This is a genomic window from Microbacterium oxydans (assembly GCF_000956525.1).
In the GTDB taxonomy this organism is placed as follows: domain Bacteria; phylum Actinomycetota; class Actinomycetes; order Actinomycetales; family Microbacteriaceae; genus Microbacterium; species Microbacterium oxydans_A.
Genome location: NZ_JYIW01000026.1, coordinates 927,591 through 943,032 on the forward strand (window position 1 = coordinate 927,591; position 15,442 = coordinate 943,032).

A 15,442-nucleotide genomic window follows, 5' to 3' on the forward strand; every position below is an offset into this window, starting at 1 on the left:
TGTCATCTCCCTGTTGGTGGATCAAGAGCCTGCGCCGGTGCGGCGTTCGCCAGGCATACTTTGTCATGTTACCGGCCCGTGACCTGCACGTCGCCTGCGAGCACTCACAGCGATTCGCGTCGCGACACTCGCAGACAGCGGATGCCGAGCGATGTTGTCGGGTATCCATATACTCGGTATCGCTTTCCCTGCACGAACGGAGTCCATATGTCGGTGCGCCAGAGCCTGCTCGCGATCCTCGATCAGGGGCCGTGCTACGGCTATCAACTGCGGCACGAGTTCGATCGACGCACCGGGTCGACCTGGCCGCTCAACGTGGGACAGATCTACAACACCCTCGAGCGACTCGAGCGCGACGGATTGGTGGCCAGAGGCGGCGCCGACGAACACGGGCACGTGTACTGGCACATCACCGCCGCGGGCTCTGCCGAGGTCGCCGACTGGCTCTCCTCCCCCGTCGTCCGGAGCGTGGCGACCAGGGATGAGCTCGCCGTCAAGATCGCCGTCGCCGCCACGCTCCCCGGCGTCGACGTCACCGAGGTCATCGCAACCCAGCGCGCGATCTCGGCGCACCGGAGTGCGGCGCTCCAAGAGGCGACCTTCGCCGGCGCCGACCACGATGCGCCGGAAGCCCTCGCCTGGTCGCTGATCGTCGACTCGATGCGCTTTGCCGCCGAAGCAGAGGAGCGCTGGCTCGATCACGTCGAACAGCGCCTCGCGGCGCATCCCCGCCACGCGCTGGCGCTCGAGCTCGCGACCGAGCGTCCGAAGCGGGGCCGCCCGGCGAAGGATACGGCGGCATGAACAGGTGTCCACAGCACGGCGTTCGCCTGGAGCGGATGCGCAGCCAACCCATCGCCCGCGGAAAGTAGGATCAGCACATGGCAGGTTTCTGGGGTAAACGCAAACGCGATCAGGAAGCTCTCGCCGCTCAGGACGCCGACCTCGCGCGACGCGCGGAACAGGCGCTCGTCGCGGCCGATGAGCGCATCCGCACCACCTCGGACGAACTCTCGTTCGCCGAGGCCGAGCTCGGCGAATCGCTCACCGGCGACCTGCGAAAGGCGCTTGCTGCGGTGCGGACGCACCTTCGCGAGGCTTTCCAGATGCATCAGCTCAACCATGATGAGATCCCGGACACCCCGGAGGAGCTGCGCACCCGCAATGCGCGCATCATCCAGCTGTGCGACTGGGCCCAGGATCTGCTCGATGAGAAGACCGACGTGCTCGCGGCGTCCATCGCCAAGGTCCGCAGGGCGCCGGAGATCATCGCCCAGGTGCGAGCCGAGGCACAGGCACTGAGCGAGCGGATCCCGCAGACCAAGGCGACGATCGAGCGACTGTCCAGCCGCTACGCCGACTCGGCGATGGCCCAGATCACCGCCAGCGCCTCCGAGGCAGAGCAGCTCATCGCGTTCGCCACGCATGGCGCTTCGGTCTCCGAACGTCGACGTGCCGCGAAGCAGAACGAAGAGGCGAACGTCGCGCTCGAGACGGCGACCGAGGCGACCCGACGCGCGGGAGCCCTGCTCGACGCGGTCGAGGACTTCGAGATCGAGGCGCTGCGCGCCGAGTCGACACTGGCCGAGGTCGTCGCCGATTCGCGAGGCGATCTGATCGCCGCGCGCACTGCTCCGCGCGTTCCCGCTGTCACCACGGCCGAGGCAGCCCTGCAGGCCGCCCTCAGCTCGCTGACGCCCTCCGGCACCCCGAACGACCCGTTCGCCGAACTCTCCCGTCTACGGGAGGCGAACGGTGCTCTCGACGATGCGATCGCGACAGCGAGGCACCGCATCGAGAACCCCCTCCCCTCGGTGGCACAGGTGCAGCACTCGATCGACGACGCCGACCGTCAGCTGGGCGTCGCGCGTGGCCTGATCGCCGGGCATCGTGGATGGATCGGCGCGGATGCTCGAACTCGCCTCGCCGAAGCGGAGCGACTGCGCATCGATCTCACTGAGATGCTCCCGGCCGAGGAGACGCGCGAAGCTGCGCTCATCGCCGCGCGCCGCGTCGCGCACCTCGCCTCGGAGGCTCTGCAGCTCGCGCAACGCGACATCGACTCTTCGCGCCCGCCTCAGGACGACGGCTGGGGCGGCGGCGGCTGGGGTGGCGGGGGCGGACGCCGTGGTGGCGGCGGCGACATCGCCTCCGGTCTCCTCGGCGGCCTCGTGATCGGCAGCCTTCTGGATGGCATCTTCGACTGAGAGCCGCTGGTCCGACCGCTCGACCGGCGGACGCACAGAACGGCCCGCTCCTTCCGGAGCGGGCCGTTCTGTCTGTCTGCTACGAGGCGAGCGCCTGGTCGGGCGGCGCCTGCGTGCTGAGGGCGATCACGCCGTAGTCCCAGCCCTTACGCCGGTACACCACGCTCGGATGATCCGTGCTCGCATCGACGAACAGGAAGAAGTCGTGCCCGACGAGCTCCATGCGGTCGACGGCCTCCTCGACGGTCATCCACTCCGGATCGAAGCTCTTGGTGCGGATGACGACGGGCGAGTACACCTCTTCCTCGTCGTTCTGGATCGGAACGGCTCCGGTTGCGACGGCGTGCAGGATGTCGGCGGATGCCGGCTGCAGGTCGATTCCCTCGAGGGCGCCGCTGCCCTTCTCGAAATGCGCACCGCGGGGGTGCTGCCGGCCGTCGACCCGCTTCTCCTTCGCTCGGCGCAGCTGCTCCGCCATCTTGTCGACTGCGAGGTCGAGCGCGACGAACTTGTCGCCGTCCGTTGCTTCCGCTCGCACCACCGGGCCCTTGCTCACCAACGTGAGTTCGACGGTCTCATCCGGCACATGACCGTTTCGATATGCGCGATGCGTGACCTTCACGTCCAGACGTTGCGCCTTCGCGGCGAACGTCTGCACTCGGGCGATCTTCTCCTCGACAACGGTACGGAAGCGATCGGTGATACCCACTCCGACGCCAACGATGCTTGTTTCCATTGCTGCCTCCTTGTCCCGGTCCTCCCGGCCAAGGGCGGACCGTGGTCGCCTTGTGGTCCCCAACCGTAGTCCGCATGCCGATGGAAGTCACGGGTCATTTCCTCCGTGTCGCCGATGAGTCGACGATGAGTGTCCGGTGAGTCCGCGGCGAGACGGCGTGGCTGCGAGCGCGACCGCCGAGATCACCCTGTAACCGGCCGCACTGAGGGCCCTCGTCGCTTCGTCCAGGGTTGCGCCGGTGGTGACGACGTCGTCCACGAGCACGACGCGCTCCCCCGCCCCTGAGCGACGGGCGCGCATCGCACCGTGCACGTTCTGCGCACGCTCCACGACGCCGAGTCCGCGCTGGTCCTCCCGACTCCGGACGATGCGCAGCAGCTGCGCCGTCCGAGCGCCCGCTCGACGGATCAGCAGGTCGGGCACGCGATAACCGCGTCGCCGAAAGGCCGAGCGCGTCGTCGGCACCGGGACCACGAGGACCTCGCCGGCCCCGCGCGCGGCGTCGATCGCGGGCACCAGCACCGCGGCGAGCGCGTCGCCCAGGGGACGCGCCAGAAGCGTCTCACCGTCGCCCTTGAGACGCCGGATGCAGCGGGCGGCGACGCCCTCGAACGACAACGCAGCACGAACGTCCAGACCGCTCGGCGTGCGCCCGTCGACGAGCGCAGGTACGAGTGACGAGCGGCATCCGGCGCAGAGGAGCACTCCCGGGAGGTCGCATCCTGCGCAGCTGGCTCCGAGAAGGAACCCGCCGAGCTCGGCGAGGAGGTCATGTGAACGCTGCGTCCAGGTCATCCGAACATCCTCGTTCTGCGCAGCAGGACCGAGGGTGACGATCAACCCACCACCGCCGAGATCGCGGAGTCGCCGCCGGGCGTGCAGGGAGAGTGCGGGGTCACTCTCCCGAGCGGGTCGCGAGCACCTGCACGCCGGTGGCGACCTCGCGCCAGGCGGAACCGGCGTGCGCGTACAGGGTCCCTGTCGCATCCAGCGCACGGATGCCGGACTCCGTGCGCGCACCGGCGAGCGAGACCGTGCCCGTGGGTGGCACCTCGACGACACCGGGCCCCCCGACGAGCTGGGTGAGCAGGACAGGACTCGGCGCATCGACGAGCACGCCCAGGCGTTCGGGCCCGAGCCACACCAGCCCTCGCGCATCCCCGTCCACCAGGGTGACCTGTTTCGCCTCTCCCAGCTGCACCGGGACACCTGCCTCGTCGCGCACGATCGCCGCCACGACCACCCAATGCTGGCCGCCCAGCGTGATCACGGCAGCGACCCTCGCACCGTCGACGGATACCCGCAGCGCTGAGATGGCGGATGCGTTCGGCCACGCCTTCGCGATCGCGTGCTCCGCCACATTCGTGCTCCACGCCGTGAGTGCCGCCGGCTCGCCGGCCGGGACGGTCCAGGTGTAGCCGTACGGATCGAGCGATGGCTCGATCAGCCCGGGCCGCTGGTCGAGCAGATCCACCCTGCCGTCACCGACCACATAGACACCACCGTCTGCGAGCTGCACCGCCGCATGCAGGGCATCCCGCGCGAGATCCACCGCGCGCACGCGCTGCGGCAACGTCAGGATCTCGTCGCTGATCCCTTCGATCGGTGACACCTCATCGCCCACGATCACTCCGAACGCATCGTCGGTGAGGACGACGGGACCCTGATCCGCGGCATCCGCCGGCAGATTCACGACGCCGGCATCCAAGGTCCGCCCCTCCACCGTGAATCGCACCTGTGAGACACGGACGTCCGCGAGGTCGAGCGTCTGCTGCAACTGCGTGCGCATCCTCGCGAGCGTCGTCGGATCGAGGCGAGATGCTGCGGGCGTCAGAGCGACATCGGCGACCTGCTGCCGGTCGATCAGCACCGCATCCTGCGCGAGCTGCACATCGGCGGGGAACGCGGTGCGAACGGCATCTTCCAGCCATGGGCTGGGTGATCCACCGACGAGCGCCCGCGTCACCGTCGTGGCGATGCTCGTCCGTCGCGGGAACCACCTGGTGTCAGGCACCAGGTGGGTCCAGCTCTGGTCGAAGTACTGCAGCGCATAGCTGTCGAAGACCCTCGGGAACCTGGCCTGGTCGATGACGATGCCGTCCGGTGCCTGCGAGATCCGCCATTCGCCGTCATCCGTCCGCTCCACCGTGAACGGCCTGCTCGAAGGACCGCGGGACTCGGAATACGATCCGTCACCGTCGACGCTGGCGACCAGATCGATCTGCACCTGCACGACCCCGCTGTCGGCCGACTCGACCTCATCGTCCGGGATGGAGGAGCTGATCGTCCGCGACACCACTGCGTCATCGATCGAGACGCCGGCGCCCGGCTGCCAGGTCGTCTGCAGCTTCGGGGTGAGGAAGCTGCGGGCCGTGTTCCAGTTGTCGGCCGGCGAGATCGCGGCCTCCAGGAACCCCTCGACGATCTCTCGCGGTCCGGACCCAGGCGCCGGACCGGACGCGATGAAGAGGAAGTCGCTGTCTTCCGGCACCTCGCCCAGATCGAGACCGACATTCACGTCGCCACTCATCGGCAGGCCCGTGCATGCGGACAGCACGAGGGCAGCTGCGACGGCGGCGACACCGCGCAGCATCCGGGTCACGGACCGGGTCTTCATCACAGTCCCCATTCCTCACGGAGCTCGGGCGGCAGATCCACGAGCGAGATCGGCTGTGTCGCATCGTCGAGCTCGGCGAGCGGCTCCTCCGGTTCGACCGGGACCGGGCTCGGACCGTCGGTGACCGCACCGCGGCGCGGGAGGGTGAGCACGAAGTTCGTTCCCTCTCCCAGTGCGGACCACACCGCCAGGGTGCCGCCGTGAATCGTGGCGTCGCCCAGCGCGATCGACAGGCCGAGACCCGTGCCGCCGATGGTCCGCTGCCGTGAGGGGTCCGCACGCCAGAACCGGTCGAACACCCGTTCCGCGTCAGCCGGACTCATCCCGAGACCGAAATCGCGAACACCTGCGGCCACCGCGTGCTGGTTGCTGTCGACGGTCACGACGATCGGACGACCCTCGCCGTGTTCGATCGCGTTGCCGATCAGGTTGCGGAGCACTCGGCGCACACGCCGCGGATCCATCTCGACAGGCGAATATCCGCCAGGGGCCACGAGACGCAGCTCGGTGCCGTGGCTCAGCGCCAGCGGACGCATCTGTTCGATGACATCCTCCGCGACGTGCGCGAGGCTGGTCTCCTCCAGCTCCAGCTGCACGGAGCCGGCATCGTATCGGCTGATCTCGAGCAGATCCGACAGCAGCACGTCGAAGCGCTGCACCTGGGCGTAGAGGAGTTCGGCGGTGCGCGCCGTCGTCGGCTCGAAGTCCGCTCGCTGATCGTTGAGCATGTCCGCCGCGAGTCGAATGGTCGTCAAGGGCGTCCGCAGCTCGTGCGAGACGTCCGACACGAAGCGCTGCTGCACCATCGACAGCTCGCCGAGCTCCTTGATCTGACCTTCGATGCTGTCGGCCATCGCGTTGAATGACCGCCCGAGCGTCGCGAGCTCATCCTCGCCGCGCACCTCGAGGCGCACGCCGAGATCACCCGCGGCCAATCTCGCACTGGTCTCCGCAGCCTGCACGATCGGCGACGCGACGGCTCGCAGCACGATCCACGAGATCCCAGCCACGATCGCGACGAGGGCGATCCCGGCGATCCACAGTGTGCGCTGCACGAACACGAGCGTCTGATCGGCGTCGCCGAGGTCGTACGCCAGATAGATCGCGAAAGACCCGGCCTGCGGTACCTGCAGCTGCTGGCCGACCACGATGCCAGGAACCTCTCTCCCGTCCTCCACCGGCAGGGCCACCGACTGCCACGCCTGCCGGTCGTCGAACTCCGCGACCCTGTTCTCGAGGCCTGCGCTGAGCTGATTCCGGCTCAAGCCGTTCGTGAAGCCGTTCAGTGTGCCCGTGCTCGCGAGACGGAAGCCCGCGAGCTGATCCGCGCTCGAGTTCCGCGCGAGCTGGCCCTGGATGCTGGTCCACAGGTCCTGGAGAGCCCCGGGGTCGTCACCGAGCTCGGCGACGTCGAGCGCATTCTGCGCCTGATCGATCGCGCGCCGCGCATCTTCGAGCGCGATGTTCTTCTGCGACACGAACAGATCGTTCTGGATCACGAGCGCCATCGTGACGCAGGTCACGAAGATCGCCAGCGACGTCGCGGCGAGCGTGATGGAGAGCGTGCGGAAGCGGAGCGACCTCCGCCAGAGCGCGGTGAGCACGGTCGGCCACCCGCGCCAGTCGCGCAGGACCGCGACCGCCGTGGTGGTGGTGCCGGTCACGGTCATGGCTCGCCTAGCCGACGCTCCCGGCGCGATAGCCGACGCCCCGCACCGTCATCACGATCTTCGGGTTGTCGGGGTCGAGCTCGACCTTGGCGCGCAGTCGCTGGACGTGCACGTTCACGAGCCTGGTGTCGGCCTTGTAGTGGTAGCCCCAGACCTGTTCGAGCAGCATCTCGCGCGAGAACACCTGCTGCGGCTTGGAGGCCAGCGCGACGAGCAGCTGGAACTCCAGTGGCGTCAGTGCGATCGGCGTCGCGCCTCGGCGGACCTCGTGCGCATCGACATCGACGGTGAGATCACCGACACGGAGCTGTTCGCTCGTCGCCTGCGGTGCGGGTCGCAGACGGGTGCGGATGCGCGCGACGAGCTCCTTCGGATTGAAGGGCTTGATCATGTAGTCGTCTGCACCGACCTCGAGGCCACGGACCACATCCGCCGTGTCGCTGCGCGCGGTGAGCATGAGGATCGGAACGCCGGACTCGGCACGGATGCGCGTGCAGATCTCGATTCCGTCCATCCCCGGGAGCATGAGGTCGAGCAGGACGAGGTCCGGCCGCGTCGCGCGCCATTCATCGACTGCTCGCGCGCCATCGGCGCAGAACACCGGCTCGAAGCCTTCGGTGCGCAGCACGATGCCGATCATTTCGGCGAGCGCCGTGTCGTCGTCGACCACAAGGATGCGTGAGGTCATACCTGTTACCTTATGGCACTCAGTCCCGGCATCCGCAGGTCTGCGCACCAGCGGTGCGGATATGACACGATGGGAGCGCGCGACGGAGGGAATGCCTGTGACCGGCCAGACGTGGACCCCTGCCCCGAAGAAGGGCGTCATCCCTCTTCATCCGATGACCTTCGGGATGCTGCTGGGCAAGGCCTTCGCCGCACTCCGGCACAACCCCAAGGTGCTCTTCGGCTTCGCCGTCGTGATCCAGCTCGTGGTCGTGCTCGCCACCGCCGGGGTGATGGGTGTCGTGCTGTTCACGTCCTTCTCGCGGCTGGAGACGGTCCCGCCGAGCTCCCCCGACTTCGAAGCGGTGCTCGCCGGCACGATCGCGATCAACATCGTGGCCGGGCTCGTCGTCGGCATCGCCTCGATCGCCTTCACCGCGATGATGCAGGGCGTGGTCGCGGCCGAGATCGGCTACGCGGCCATCGGCGTGAAGGCGTCGCTCCGGATGCTCTGGCGACGGATGGCACCGGCGTTCTGGCGCCTCGCGGCGTTCGCCTCACTCTCGGTCATCGCGATCTTCGGGTTCCTGGTGGTCGTCGCCCTGATCATCGGCGCCTTCGTCGCCGGTGGGCTCGGCGGTACCCCCGAACTCATCGGCCTCCTCGTGCTGGTCGTGATCCTGATCGCCCTCGCCAGCGTCCCGCTCGTCGTCTGGCTGTCGACCAAGCTCCTCCTGGTGCCGTCGATCCTGGTGCTCGAGCACGCGCGATTCCGCGAGGCGCTCGTGCGGTCCTGGCGGCTCACCCGCGGGCGGTTCTGGGTCGCGTGGGGCGTGACGTTCCTGATCAGCGCGATCATGGGCCTTGCGATGAATGTCGTGTCCATCCCGGTCTCGCTGCTCAGCACGCTGGTGGGTTCGGTCGTCGCCCCGACCGGTTCGCCGGAGCCGACGGCGATCATCGCCTACGTCTTCGCCCTCGTCGCGCCGCAGATCCTGCTGCTCGTATTGCAGGCCATCGCTCTCGTGGTGCAGAGCACCGGGGCAGCACTCGTCTACCTCGATTGCCGCATGCGGTACGAGGGGCTCGACCAGTCGCTCATCTCCTATGTGGAGCGTCGCGATCTCGGGGCGCCCGAGGAGCAGCTCGGGGACCCGTACGCGATCGACCCGAGCCGCGCCGTCACGAGCGCCCCGCCGCCCAAGCAGGTGCCCGAGCACGTCATGATGACGGCCGGCTACGCCTCCCCCCAGCAGTACCCCGGCCAGCCCTGGCCCTCGCAGCCGTACCAGGGTCAGCCGTACCAGGGTCAGCCGCCGTATGCGGCGGGGCCCTCGCAGCCCTCGACGTCACCCCGACCGCCCGCCTTCGCCCCGGCTCCGCCGCCTACCCCGAACACCGCCGTCCCACCCACGACACCGCCCCCGCAGCCGACAGCGCCCGGCGACAGCCCGTGGGCGCCCCCGGCATCCGAGGGATGGACGGCACCGGGAGCATCGAACGGCGCTGGCTCCGCATGATCCGGTGGCCTGCATGATCCGATGGTTCGACGACCTCGACGTCCCCGACGGGGATGAGGCTCGGCGTTGGGCGGAGGAGGAGCTCTCGAACCCCCGCTACGCCGACGCCAAACCGACCTGGTTCGACATGGTCGCGCGCGACATCGGCCGGTTCATCGGCGACCTGTTCACGTCTGACAACGGTGCGAACGTCGGACCATCGGCGCTGATCATCGTGAGCGTCATCATCGTCGGGGCCCTGATCGCCGCGCTGATCATCTGGGGCCGACCGCGCGGTGCCAGCGCGGTCCGTCGCCGCGGTGGCGATCTCCTCGGGGCCAGCGACGACCGCACGGCCGCACAGCTGCGATCGGATGCGGAACGGAGCGCGCGCGACGGAGACTGGGATGCCGCGACGATCCTGCGCTTCCGTGCCATCGCGCGCAGCCTGCTCGAACGGGACCTCATCGATCCGGCCCCCGGCGCCACCGCGCAGTCGATCGCCCGCGAGGCTGCCGGCGTCTTCGACGACGAGGCTGCGGCGATGCGCGACGCAGCGATCGCGTTCGATGACGTCCGCTACCTCCGGCATCCGGCGTCCGAGTCGACGTATCGGGAGATCGCCGCGACCGATGACCGCCTTCGAGCACGTCGCCCAGAGGCGGCGGTGGCATGAGCGTCCTCGACGCAGGCTCCGCGCCGTCGACCGCCGAACGTCGACCCCGGCGTCTCCGCACCCTGATCGGCTGGCTCATCGTCGCGGCGCTCGTCGTGGGCGTCGCATTCATCGCGATGCGCGTGAGCGCGGCTGCGCCCGGCGGGCGCGGCGGCCTCGACCCGGAAGGCCGGAACGATGCAGGGTCTCTCGCGCTGGCGGAGATCCTGCGAGATCAGGGCGTCGAGGTCGAGGTGTTCCGCTCCCGTGCCGACGCCCGCGCTGCGATCGATGCCGACTCGACGCTCGTGATGGCGAACCCCTTCTCGCTGTCCGACGAGGCGCTCCGCGAGCTGATCGAGCCGGCAGCCAACCTCGTCTTCCTATCGTCGAGCAGCAGGCTCCTCGATCTCCTCGACATCGGCGAGGATGCACCCGGCAGTTCGGATTCCGCAGCGGCCGAGTGCGAGGTCCCGGAGTTCGCGAAGATCGGGACGATCCGACCGGACCGGCTCTTCTCTCCCGCGCCAGGGGTCACCGCCTGCTTCGGCGACGCCGACGGCGCAGCGGTGCTGGTCGACGAGCGCGAAGGCGAACGCCATGTCGTCGTCGAGGGTTCCAAGCTGTTCTCGAACGCCTACCTCGCCGAGAACGGCAACGCCGCGCTCGCGCTCGCATTGCTCGGCCAGGGCGACCGGGTGGTCTGGTACGTACCGAGCTTCGCCGACTCCGACATCGAGGGTGAGCCCGTCGACACGCTCGGATCGCTCACTCCCCCGTGGCTCACGCCGGCGATCCTGCTGCTCCTGTTGTCCGGCGTCGCTGCCGCGGTCTGGCGAGGACAGCGATTCGGCCCACTCGTCGCCGAGACCCTGCCGGTCACCGTCCGAGCCTCCGAGACGATGCACGGCCGTGCGCGACTCACTGCGAAGGCCGGGGACTCCGCCCATGCCGCACAGGCCCTGCGCGACGGCGCGCAGCGTCGACTCGCCAGAGCACTCGGCCTGGCCGTGCACGCCACCGCAGACGAGGTCGCCGATGCCGCCGCCGATCGCCTCCGTGTCCCCCGTGGCACGCTGCAGGCGCTGCTCGCCGGGCCTCTCCCGCAAGATGACGCGAGCCTGATCGAGCTCGCGCGGCGCCTCAGCGAGCTCGAACACGCCGTCGACGACGACAGGCCGCGGGCCGGTGGCACCGCATGATCCGCATCCGACCGACACTCCACCAACCCAGATGGAAGCCGAGGGCACCCCGTGACCGCTGAGAACATCCCCGCCGACGACGCCGCACTGCGCCAGGCGATGCACCGAGTGCGCACCGAGGTCGACAAGGCCGTCGTCGGCCAGGCGGGCACCGTCACCGGGCTGCTGGTGTCGCTGCTCGCTCGAGGGCACGTGCTGCTGGAAGGCGTCCCCGGCGTCGCCAAGACCCTCGTCGTCCGCTCCTTCGCACGCGCGCTCGGGCTCGACACGAAGCGCGTGCAGTTCACGCCCGACCTGATGCCTGGCGACGTCACCGGCTCGCTCGTCTACGACGCCAGGACCGGCGAGTTCGACTTCCGCGCCGGTCCGGTGTTCACGCACATCCTGCTCGCCGATGAGATCAACCGGACCCCGCCGAAGACCCAGGCAGCGCTCCTCGAGGCCATGGAGGAGCGCCAGGTCTCCGCAGACGGCGTCAGCCGAGCGCTCCCCGATCCGTTCCTCGTCGCGGCGACCCAGAACCCGATCGAGCATGAGGGCACGTACTCGCTGCCGGAGGCGCAGCTCGACCGCTTCCTGATGAAGCTCGTCGTGGGGATGCCGGAGCGCGACGCCGAGGTCTCGGTGCTCCGCCGGCATGCCGAAGGATTCTCGCCGCGCGAGCTGACCGGCATCGAGGCCGTCGTCACCGCCGACGAGATCCGCGCGGGGCAGCTGGCCGCCGGTCGCGTCGAGGTCACCGACGACGTGCTCGGCTATGTGGTCGATCTCGCCCGGGCGACACGGCAGTCCCCATCGGTCGAGCTCGGCGCCAGCCCGCGTGCGTCCACCGGTCTCCTCGCCGCCGCGAAGGCCTGGGCCTGGCTCAACGCATCCTCTGCGGTGACCCCCGACCACGTGCAGACCATGCTGGTGCCCGTCTGGCGGCATCGGCTGCAGCTTCGCCCGGACGCGCAGATGGAGGGCGTCTCGGCGGATGCCGTGCTGACCTCGGTCGTGCAGCAGACCAGGGTGCCGATCTAGGTGTTCATCACCGGCCGTCTCGCCATCGCCGTCGCCGTCGGCGTCGTCCCGCTCGTCCTCTCCGGATTCGCGGGCTATCCCGCGTACGCGGTGCTCGGCGCCTGGGTCGCTCTGTGCGCGGTGCTGGTCGCGATCGATGTCGCCTTCGCGGCGAGTCCGCGCGCCGTGTCGGTGAGTCGACGAGTCCCTGCCCGCACCCGGCTCGGCGAGCCCGTGCCGGTGAGCGTCGCGGTGCACAACCACGGCACGCGCACGCTGCACGCGCTGCTCCGGGATGCGTGGCAGCCGACAGCGGGGGCGAGCGGAGACCGACAGCGGCTCATGATCCCGTCCGGTGAGCGCGCGAGGGTCTCGATCCCACTGCTGCCGCGTCGGCGCGGCGAACTGGTGAGCGAGTTCGTCATGATCCGCTCGCGCGGACCGATGGGGCTCGCCGGCCGGCAGGCGCGGCACGGTGTGCGCGACGTGATCCGGGTGCTGCCGGCGTTCTCGTCGAGGAAGCACCTGCCGTCGCGCCTGGCGCGACTGCGCGAGCTCGACGGCAACACGAGCATCCAGGTCCGCGGACAGGGCACCGAGTTCGACTCGCTCCGCGAGTACGTGCGCGGCGACGATGTGCGATCCATCGACTGGCGCGCCACCGCTCGCGCCGGTACGACGATGCTGCGCACCTGGCGCCCTGAGCGCGACCGGCATGTCGTGATCATCATCGACACCGGACGCACGGCCGCGGCGCGCGTCGGCGACGGCACTCGCGTCGATGCCTCGCTCGAGGCGGCGCTGCTGCTCGCGGCGCTCGCCAGCAGGGCGGGCGACCACGTGCACCTGCTGATGTACGACCGTGTCGTCCGCGGGCGGGTGACGGGCGTCGACGGCGCTGCGCTGCTCCCGGCGCTCACCGATGCCATGGCACCCGTGCATGCGCGTCTGGTCGACACCGACTGGCACGGCGCTTTCGCGGCGGTACGCACGCTGACCACCCGTCCTTCACTGATCGTGGTGCTCACCGCCCAGGATGCCGCGGAGTCGGCGCGCGGATTCCTCGGGGCGTTCCCCGACGCATCCCGTGCGACGACGGTGCTCGTCGGCTCCGTGACGGACGACGGCATCGCCTCGCTCGCGCAGCAGCGGGGGTCACGCGAGGAGATCTACCTCGCGGCTGCTGCCGAACGCACGATGCGCGACGCGGAGAACGTCGCGGATGCGATCCGTCGCGCCGGCGGCGAGGCCATCGCGGCAGATCCGGAGGAACTGCCGCCCCGGATCGCAGATCGCTACCTGGAGCTCAAGGCAGCGGGACGCCTGTAGCGGGCGTCGATCGCTCCGGGCTCAGCCAGCGACCAGTCGCGGCGTGCCTGCCTCGTACTCCACCAGGTCACCGGTCTCACCACGTCGATACGCGCGGCCGCCGATCACGACCATGTAGATGAGGAAGACCGCAAGCGCTGCGGCACCGATCCCGATCTTCACCGGCCACGGCAGCGCCCACCCGGTCACGAAGCCTTCGACGAGGCCGGCCAGGAACAGCGCGAACACGAGGCCGATCGCGACGGTGGCGAGTGCGCGGCCCTCGATCGCGAGCGCCTCTCCCCTGGTGCGATGCCCGGGTGCGACCCAGGCCCAGAAGACGCGGAGTCCCGCTGCTGCTGCGACGAAGATGCACGTCATCTCCAGCATCCCGTGCGGCAGGATGTAGAGCACCATGATGTCGGCCTTGTCGTATGCCGCCATCACGGCGGCAGAGGTGCCGAGCCCCATCGCATTCTGCACGAGCATGTAGATCGGCCAGATGCCGGTGACGCCGAACAGCACGCACTGCATCGCGATCCAGGCGTTGTTGGTCCACACCATCCCCATGAACTCCGCTGCCGGATTCTCGGTGTAGTACCCCGTGAAGCTCTCATCTGCATACTGCTGCAGCGCGTCCGGCGGACCGAGGGTCGCCAGCAGCGCCGGGTCGCTCGAGATCCACGCAGCGGTACCCACCACCACTGCGATGAAGGACACGGTGATGACGAGCGTGAGCCAGCGCAGCCGGTACAGCGCAGCCGGCAGCTGCAGCGAGAAGAAGCGCGCGGTCTGGGTGAGGATGTTGTCGGAGGCTCCGGTGAGCCGCAGTCTCGCTCGAACCAGGATCGTGGAGAGATACGCGCCCTGCGGAGAGTCCCCCACCGAGGTCTTCAGCTCAGCGAGATCAGCGGATGCTGCACGGTAGCGCACGATGAGCTCGTCGACGCCATCGCCGTCGAGGCGGGCGCGGCTGAGCTCTTCCAGTCGCTGCCATTCGGCGCGACGTGCATCAGACAACGCATCGGCATCCACCTGATTTACTGTACTCATGTCCACGCCGATCGATACCGCCGATGAGGTGCTCTCCGGGGAAGCCGTCGCGATCGACGTGCAGCCGATCGGTTTCGTACTCCGGGCGCTCGGCGCGCTGATCGACATGCTGCTCGGCTTCGCCGTGTTCATCCTGTGGATCTTCCTCCGCATCTGGCTCCTCGACATCGGTGTGCTGACCGAGGCGACCGATCGGATCGCCACCGTGGCGGCGATCGTCGTGAGCTTCGTGGTGCTGCCGATCACGATGGAGGTCGCACTGAAGGGCCGCAGCCTCGGCAAGCTGGCCGTCGGCGGACGCATCGTCCGCGTCGACGGCGGTGCCGCAGGCTTCCGCCACGCGTTCATCCGCGCGCTGCTCGGCGTGCTCGAGATCTATATGACGGTCGGTGGTCTCGCTGTGCTCACCGGAGCGTTCAACTCGCGGTCGCAGCGCCTCGGTGACCTCGTTGCCGGCACTTACAGCCAGCGCGTCCGCACGCCCGCGCTCGTGACGCAGGTACCGCAGCTGCCGTTCCAGCTGACCGGATGGGCGCAGATCGCAGACGTCGCACGGATGCCCGACCGCCTGGCGCGTCGGATCTCGCAGTTCCTGCAGACCGCACCGCGCTTGGTCCCCGCGGCCCGCGCGAGGGTCGCGCAGGATCTCCTGAACGAAGCCGCACCGTTCGTCTCGCCGATGCCGAATGCGGCCCCGGAGGAGGTGCTCGTCGCGATCACCGTGCTGCGACGAGAGCGCGAGCGTCGTGCGCTGGAGAATGCAGACCGTCGCGCCGAGAAGCTGACGGGGCGCCGGGTCGGAGTCTGAGGTCCCGGGCGAGGCGGGA

At 69.2% G+C, this 15,442-nt stretch carries 14 protein-coding genes; 8 read left to right on the top strand and 6 right to left on the bottom strand.

Annotated elements, in window-relative coordinates; translation table 11 throughout:
- Nucleotides 1-207: 207 nt before the first annotated feature.
- Both RS83_RS17115 and RS83_RS17120 read left to right on the top strand, forming a co-directional pair.
- Nucleotides 208-804 carry a PadR family transcriptional regulator gene (locus RS83_RS17115; RefSeq protein WP_045280638.1) on the top strand — a complete coding sequence of 199 codons (597 nt, stop codon included), beginning with the start codon at nucleotides 208-210 and terminating at the stop codon, nucleotides 802-804.
- A gap of 77 nt (nucleotides 805-881) precedes the next feature.
- Nucleotides 882-2,207: a hypothetical protein gene (locus RS83_RS17120; protein WP_045280639.1), complete on the top strand. Its 1,326-nt coding sequence runs from the start codon at nucleotides 882-884 to the stop codon at nucleotides 2,205-2,207.
- Nucleotides 2,208-2,286: 79 nt separating this feature from the next.
- On the opposite strand, the gene hpf is transcribed toward RS83_RS17120, so the two are convergent.
- The 5 genes from hpf to mtrA form a co-directional block, all read right to left on the bottom strand.
- Entirely contained in the window at nucleotides 2,287-2,943 is a 657-nt protein-coding gene (hpf, locus tag RS83_RS17125; RefSeq protein WP_045280640.1) for a ribosome hibernation-promoting factor, HPF/YfiA family, read from the bottom strand.
- A gap of 87 nt (nucleotides 2,944-3,030) precedes the next feature.
- The gene (locus RS83_RS17130; protein WP_045280641.1) at nucleotides 3,031-3,738 is read right to left on the bottom strand and encodes a ComF family protein; all 708 of its coding nucleotides are present in this window, start codon (nucleotides 3,736-3,738) and stop codon (nucleotides 3,031-3,033) included.
- 100 nt (nucleotides 3,739-3,838) lie between these two features.
- On the bottom strand, nucleotides 3,839-5,560 hold the full coding sequence (locus RS83_RS17135) for an LpqB family beta-propeller domain-containing protein (protein ID WP_045280642.1): 1,722 nt from the start codon (nucleotides 5,558-5,560) through the stop codon (nucleotides 3,839-3,841).
- The gene (mtrB, locus tag RS83_RS17140; protein WP_045280643.1) at nucleotides 5,560-7,230 is read right to left on the bottom strand and encodes an MtrAB system histidine kinase MtrB; all 1,671 of its coding nucleotides are present in this window, start codon (nucleotides 7,228-7,230) and stop codon (nucleotides 5,560-5,562) included. The genes RS83_RS17135 and mtrB overlap by 1 nt, the downstream gene beginning before the upstream one ends.
- 7 nt (nucleotides 7,231-7,237) lie before the next feature.
- Nucleotides 7,238-7,918 carry an MtrAB system response regulator MtrA gene (gene mtrA / locus RS83_RS17145; RefSeq protein WP_045280644.1) on the bottom strand — a complete coding sequence of 227 codons (681 nt, stop codon included), beginning with the start codon at nucleotides 7,916-7,918 and terminating at the stop codon, nucleotides 7,238-7,240.
- 97 nt (nucleotides 7,919-8,015) lie between these two features.
- Here mtrA and RS83_RS17150 point away from each other — a divergent pair, with 97 nt between their 5' ends.
- From RS83_RS17150 to RS83_RS17170, 5 genes are all read left to right on the top strand, one after another.
- Nucleotides 8,016-9,416 carry a glycerophosphoryl diester phosphodiesterase membrane domain-containing protein gene (locus tag RS83_RS17150; RefSeq protein WP_045280941.1) on the top strand — a complete coding sequence of 467 codons (1,401 nt, stop codon included), beginning with the start codon at nucleotides 8,016-8,018 and terminating at the stop codon, nucleotides 9,414-9,416.
- 13 nt (nucleotides 9,417-9,429) lie between these two features.
- Complete coding sequence (locus RS83_RS17155) at nucleotides 9,430-10,071, top strand: DUF4129 domain-containing protein (RefSeq protein ID WP_045280645.1); 642 nt, start codon at nucleotides 9,430-9,432, stop codon at nucleotides 10,069-10,071.
- Complete coding sequence (locus tag RS83_RS17160) at nucleotides 10,068-11,252, top strand: DUF4350 domain-containing protein (protein WP_045280646.1); 1,185 nt, start codon at nucleotides 10,068-10,070, stop codon at nucleotides 11,250-11,252. The genes RS83_RS17155 and RS83_RS17160 overlap by 4 nt, the downstream gene beginning before the upstream one ends.
- 99 nt (nucleotides 11,253-11,351) lie before the next feature.
- Nucleotides 11,352-12,275, top strand: a complete 924-nt coding sequence (locus tag RS83_RS17165) for an AAA family ATPase (protein WP_230113743.1) — start codon at nucleotides 11,352-11,354, stop codon at nucleotides 12,273-12,275.
- Nucleotides 12,276-13,583, top strand: a complete 1,308-nt coding sequence (locus tag RS83_RS17170) for a DUF58 domain-containing protein (RefSeq protein WP_045280648.1) — start codon at nucleotides 12,276-12,278, stop codon at nucleotides 13,581-13,583.
- A 21-nt stretch (nucleotides 13,584-13,604) separates the two neighbouring features.
- Here RS83_RS17170 and RS83_RS17175 read toward each other — a convergent pair whose 3' ends face one another.
- Complete coding sequence (locus RS83_RS17175; RefSeq protein ID WP_045280649.1) at nucleotides 13,605-14,597, bottom strand: stage II sporulation protein M; 993 nt, start codon at nucleotides 14,595-14,597, stop codon at nucleotides 13,605-13,607.
- A gap of 16 nt (nucleotides 14,598-14,613) precedes the next feature.
- On the opposite strand from RS83_RS17175, the gene RS83_RS17180 reads away from it, so the two are divergent.
- The gene (locus RS83_RS17180; protein ID WP_045280650.1) at nucleotides 14,614-15,423 is read left to right on the top strand and encodes an RDD family protein; all 810 of its coding nucleotides are present in this window, start codon (nucleotides 14,614-14,616) and stop codon (nucleotides 15,421-15,423) included.
- Nucleotides 15,424-15,442 lie beyond the last annotated feature (19 nt).

Coding starts and splice junctions, on each gene's coding strand:
- RS83_RS17180 (WP_045280650.1), top strand. CDS start 14,614: ATGTCCACGCCGATCGATACCGCCGATGAGGTGCTCTCCGGGGAAGCC.
- RS83_RS17160 (WP_045280646.1), top strand. CDS start 10,068: ATGAGCGTCCTCGACGCAGGCTCCGCGCCGTCGACCGCCGAACGTCGA.
- RS83_RS17155 (WP_045280645.1), top strand. CDS start 9,430: ATGATCCGATGGTTCGACGACCTCGACGTCCCCGACGGGGATGAGGCT.
- RS83_RS17120 (WP_045280639.1), top strand. CDS start 882: ATGGCAGGTTTCTGGGGTAAACGCAAACGCGATCAGGAAGCTCTCGCC.
- RS83_RS17130 (WP_045280641.1), bottom strand. CDS start 3,738: ATGACCTGGACGCAGCGTTCACATGACCTCCTCGCCGAGCTCGGCGGG.
- mtrB (WP_045280643.1), bottom strand. CDS start 7,230: ATGACCGTGACCGGCACCACCACCACGGCGGTCGCGGTCCTGCGCGAC.
- RS83_RS17115 (WP_045280638.1), top strand. CDS start 208: ATGTCGGTGCGCCAGAGCCTGCTCGCGATCCTCGATCAGGGGCCGTGC.
- RS83_RS17165 (WP_230113743.1), top strand. CDS start 11,352: ATGCACCGAGTGCGCACCGAGGTCGACAAGGCCGTCGTCGGCCAGGCG.
- RS83_RS17135 (WP_045280642.1), bottom strand. CDS start 5,560: ATGAAGACCCGGTCCGTGACCCGGATGCTGCGCGGTGTCGCCGCCGTC.
- hpf (WP_045280640.1), bottom strand. CDS start 2,943: ATGGAAACAAGCATCGTTGGCGTCGGAGTGGGTATCACCGATCGCTTC.
- mtrA (WP_045280644.1), bottom strand. CDS start 7,918: ATGACCTCACGCATCCTTGTGGTCGACGACGACACGGCGCTCGCCGAA.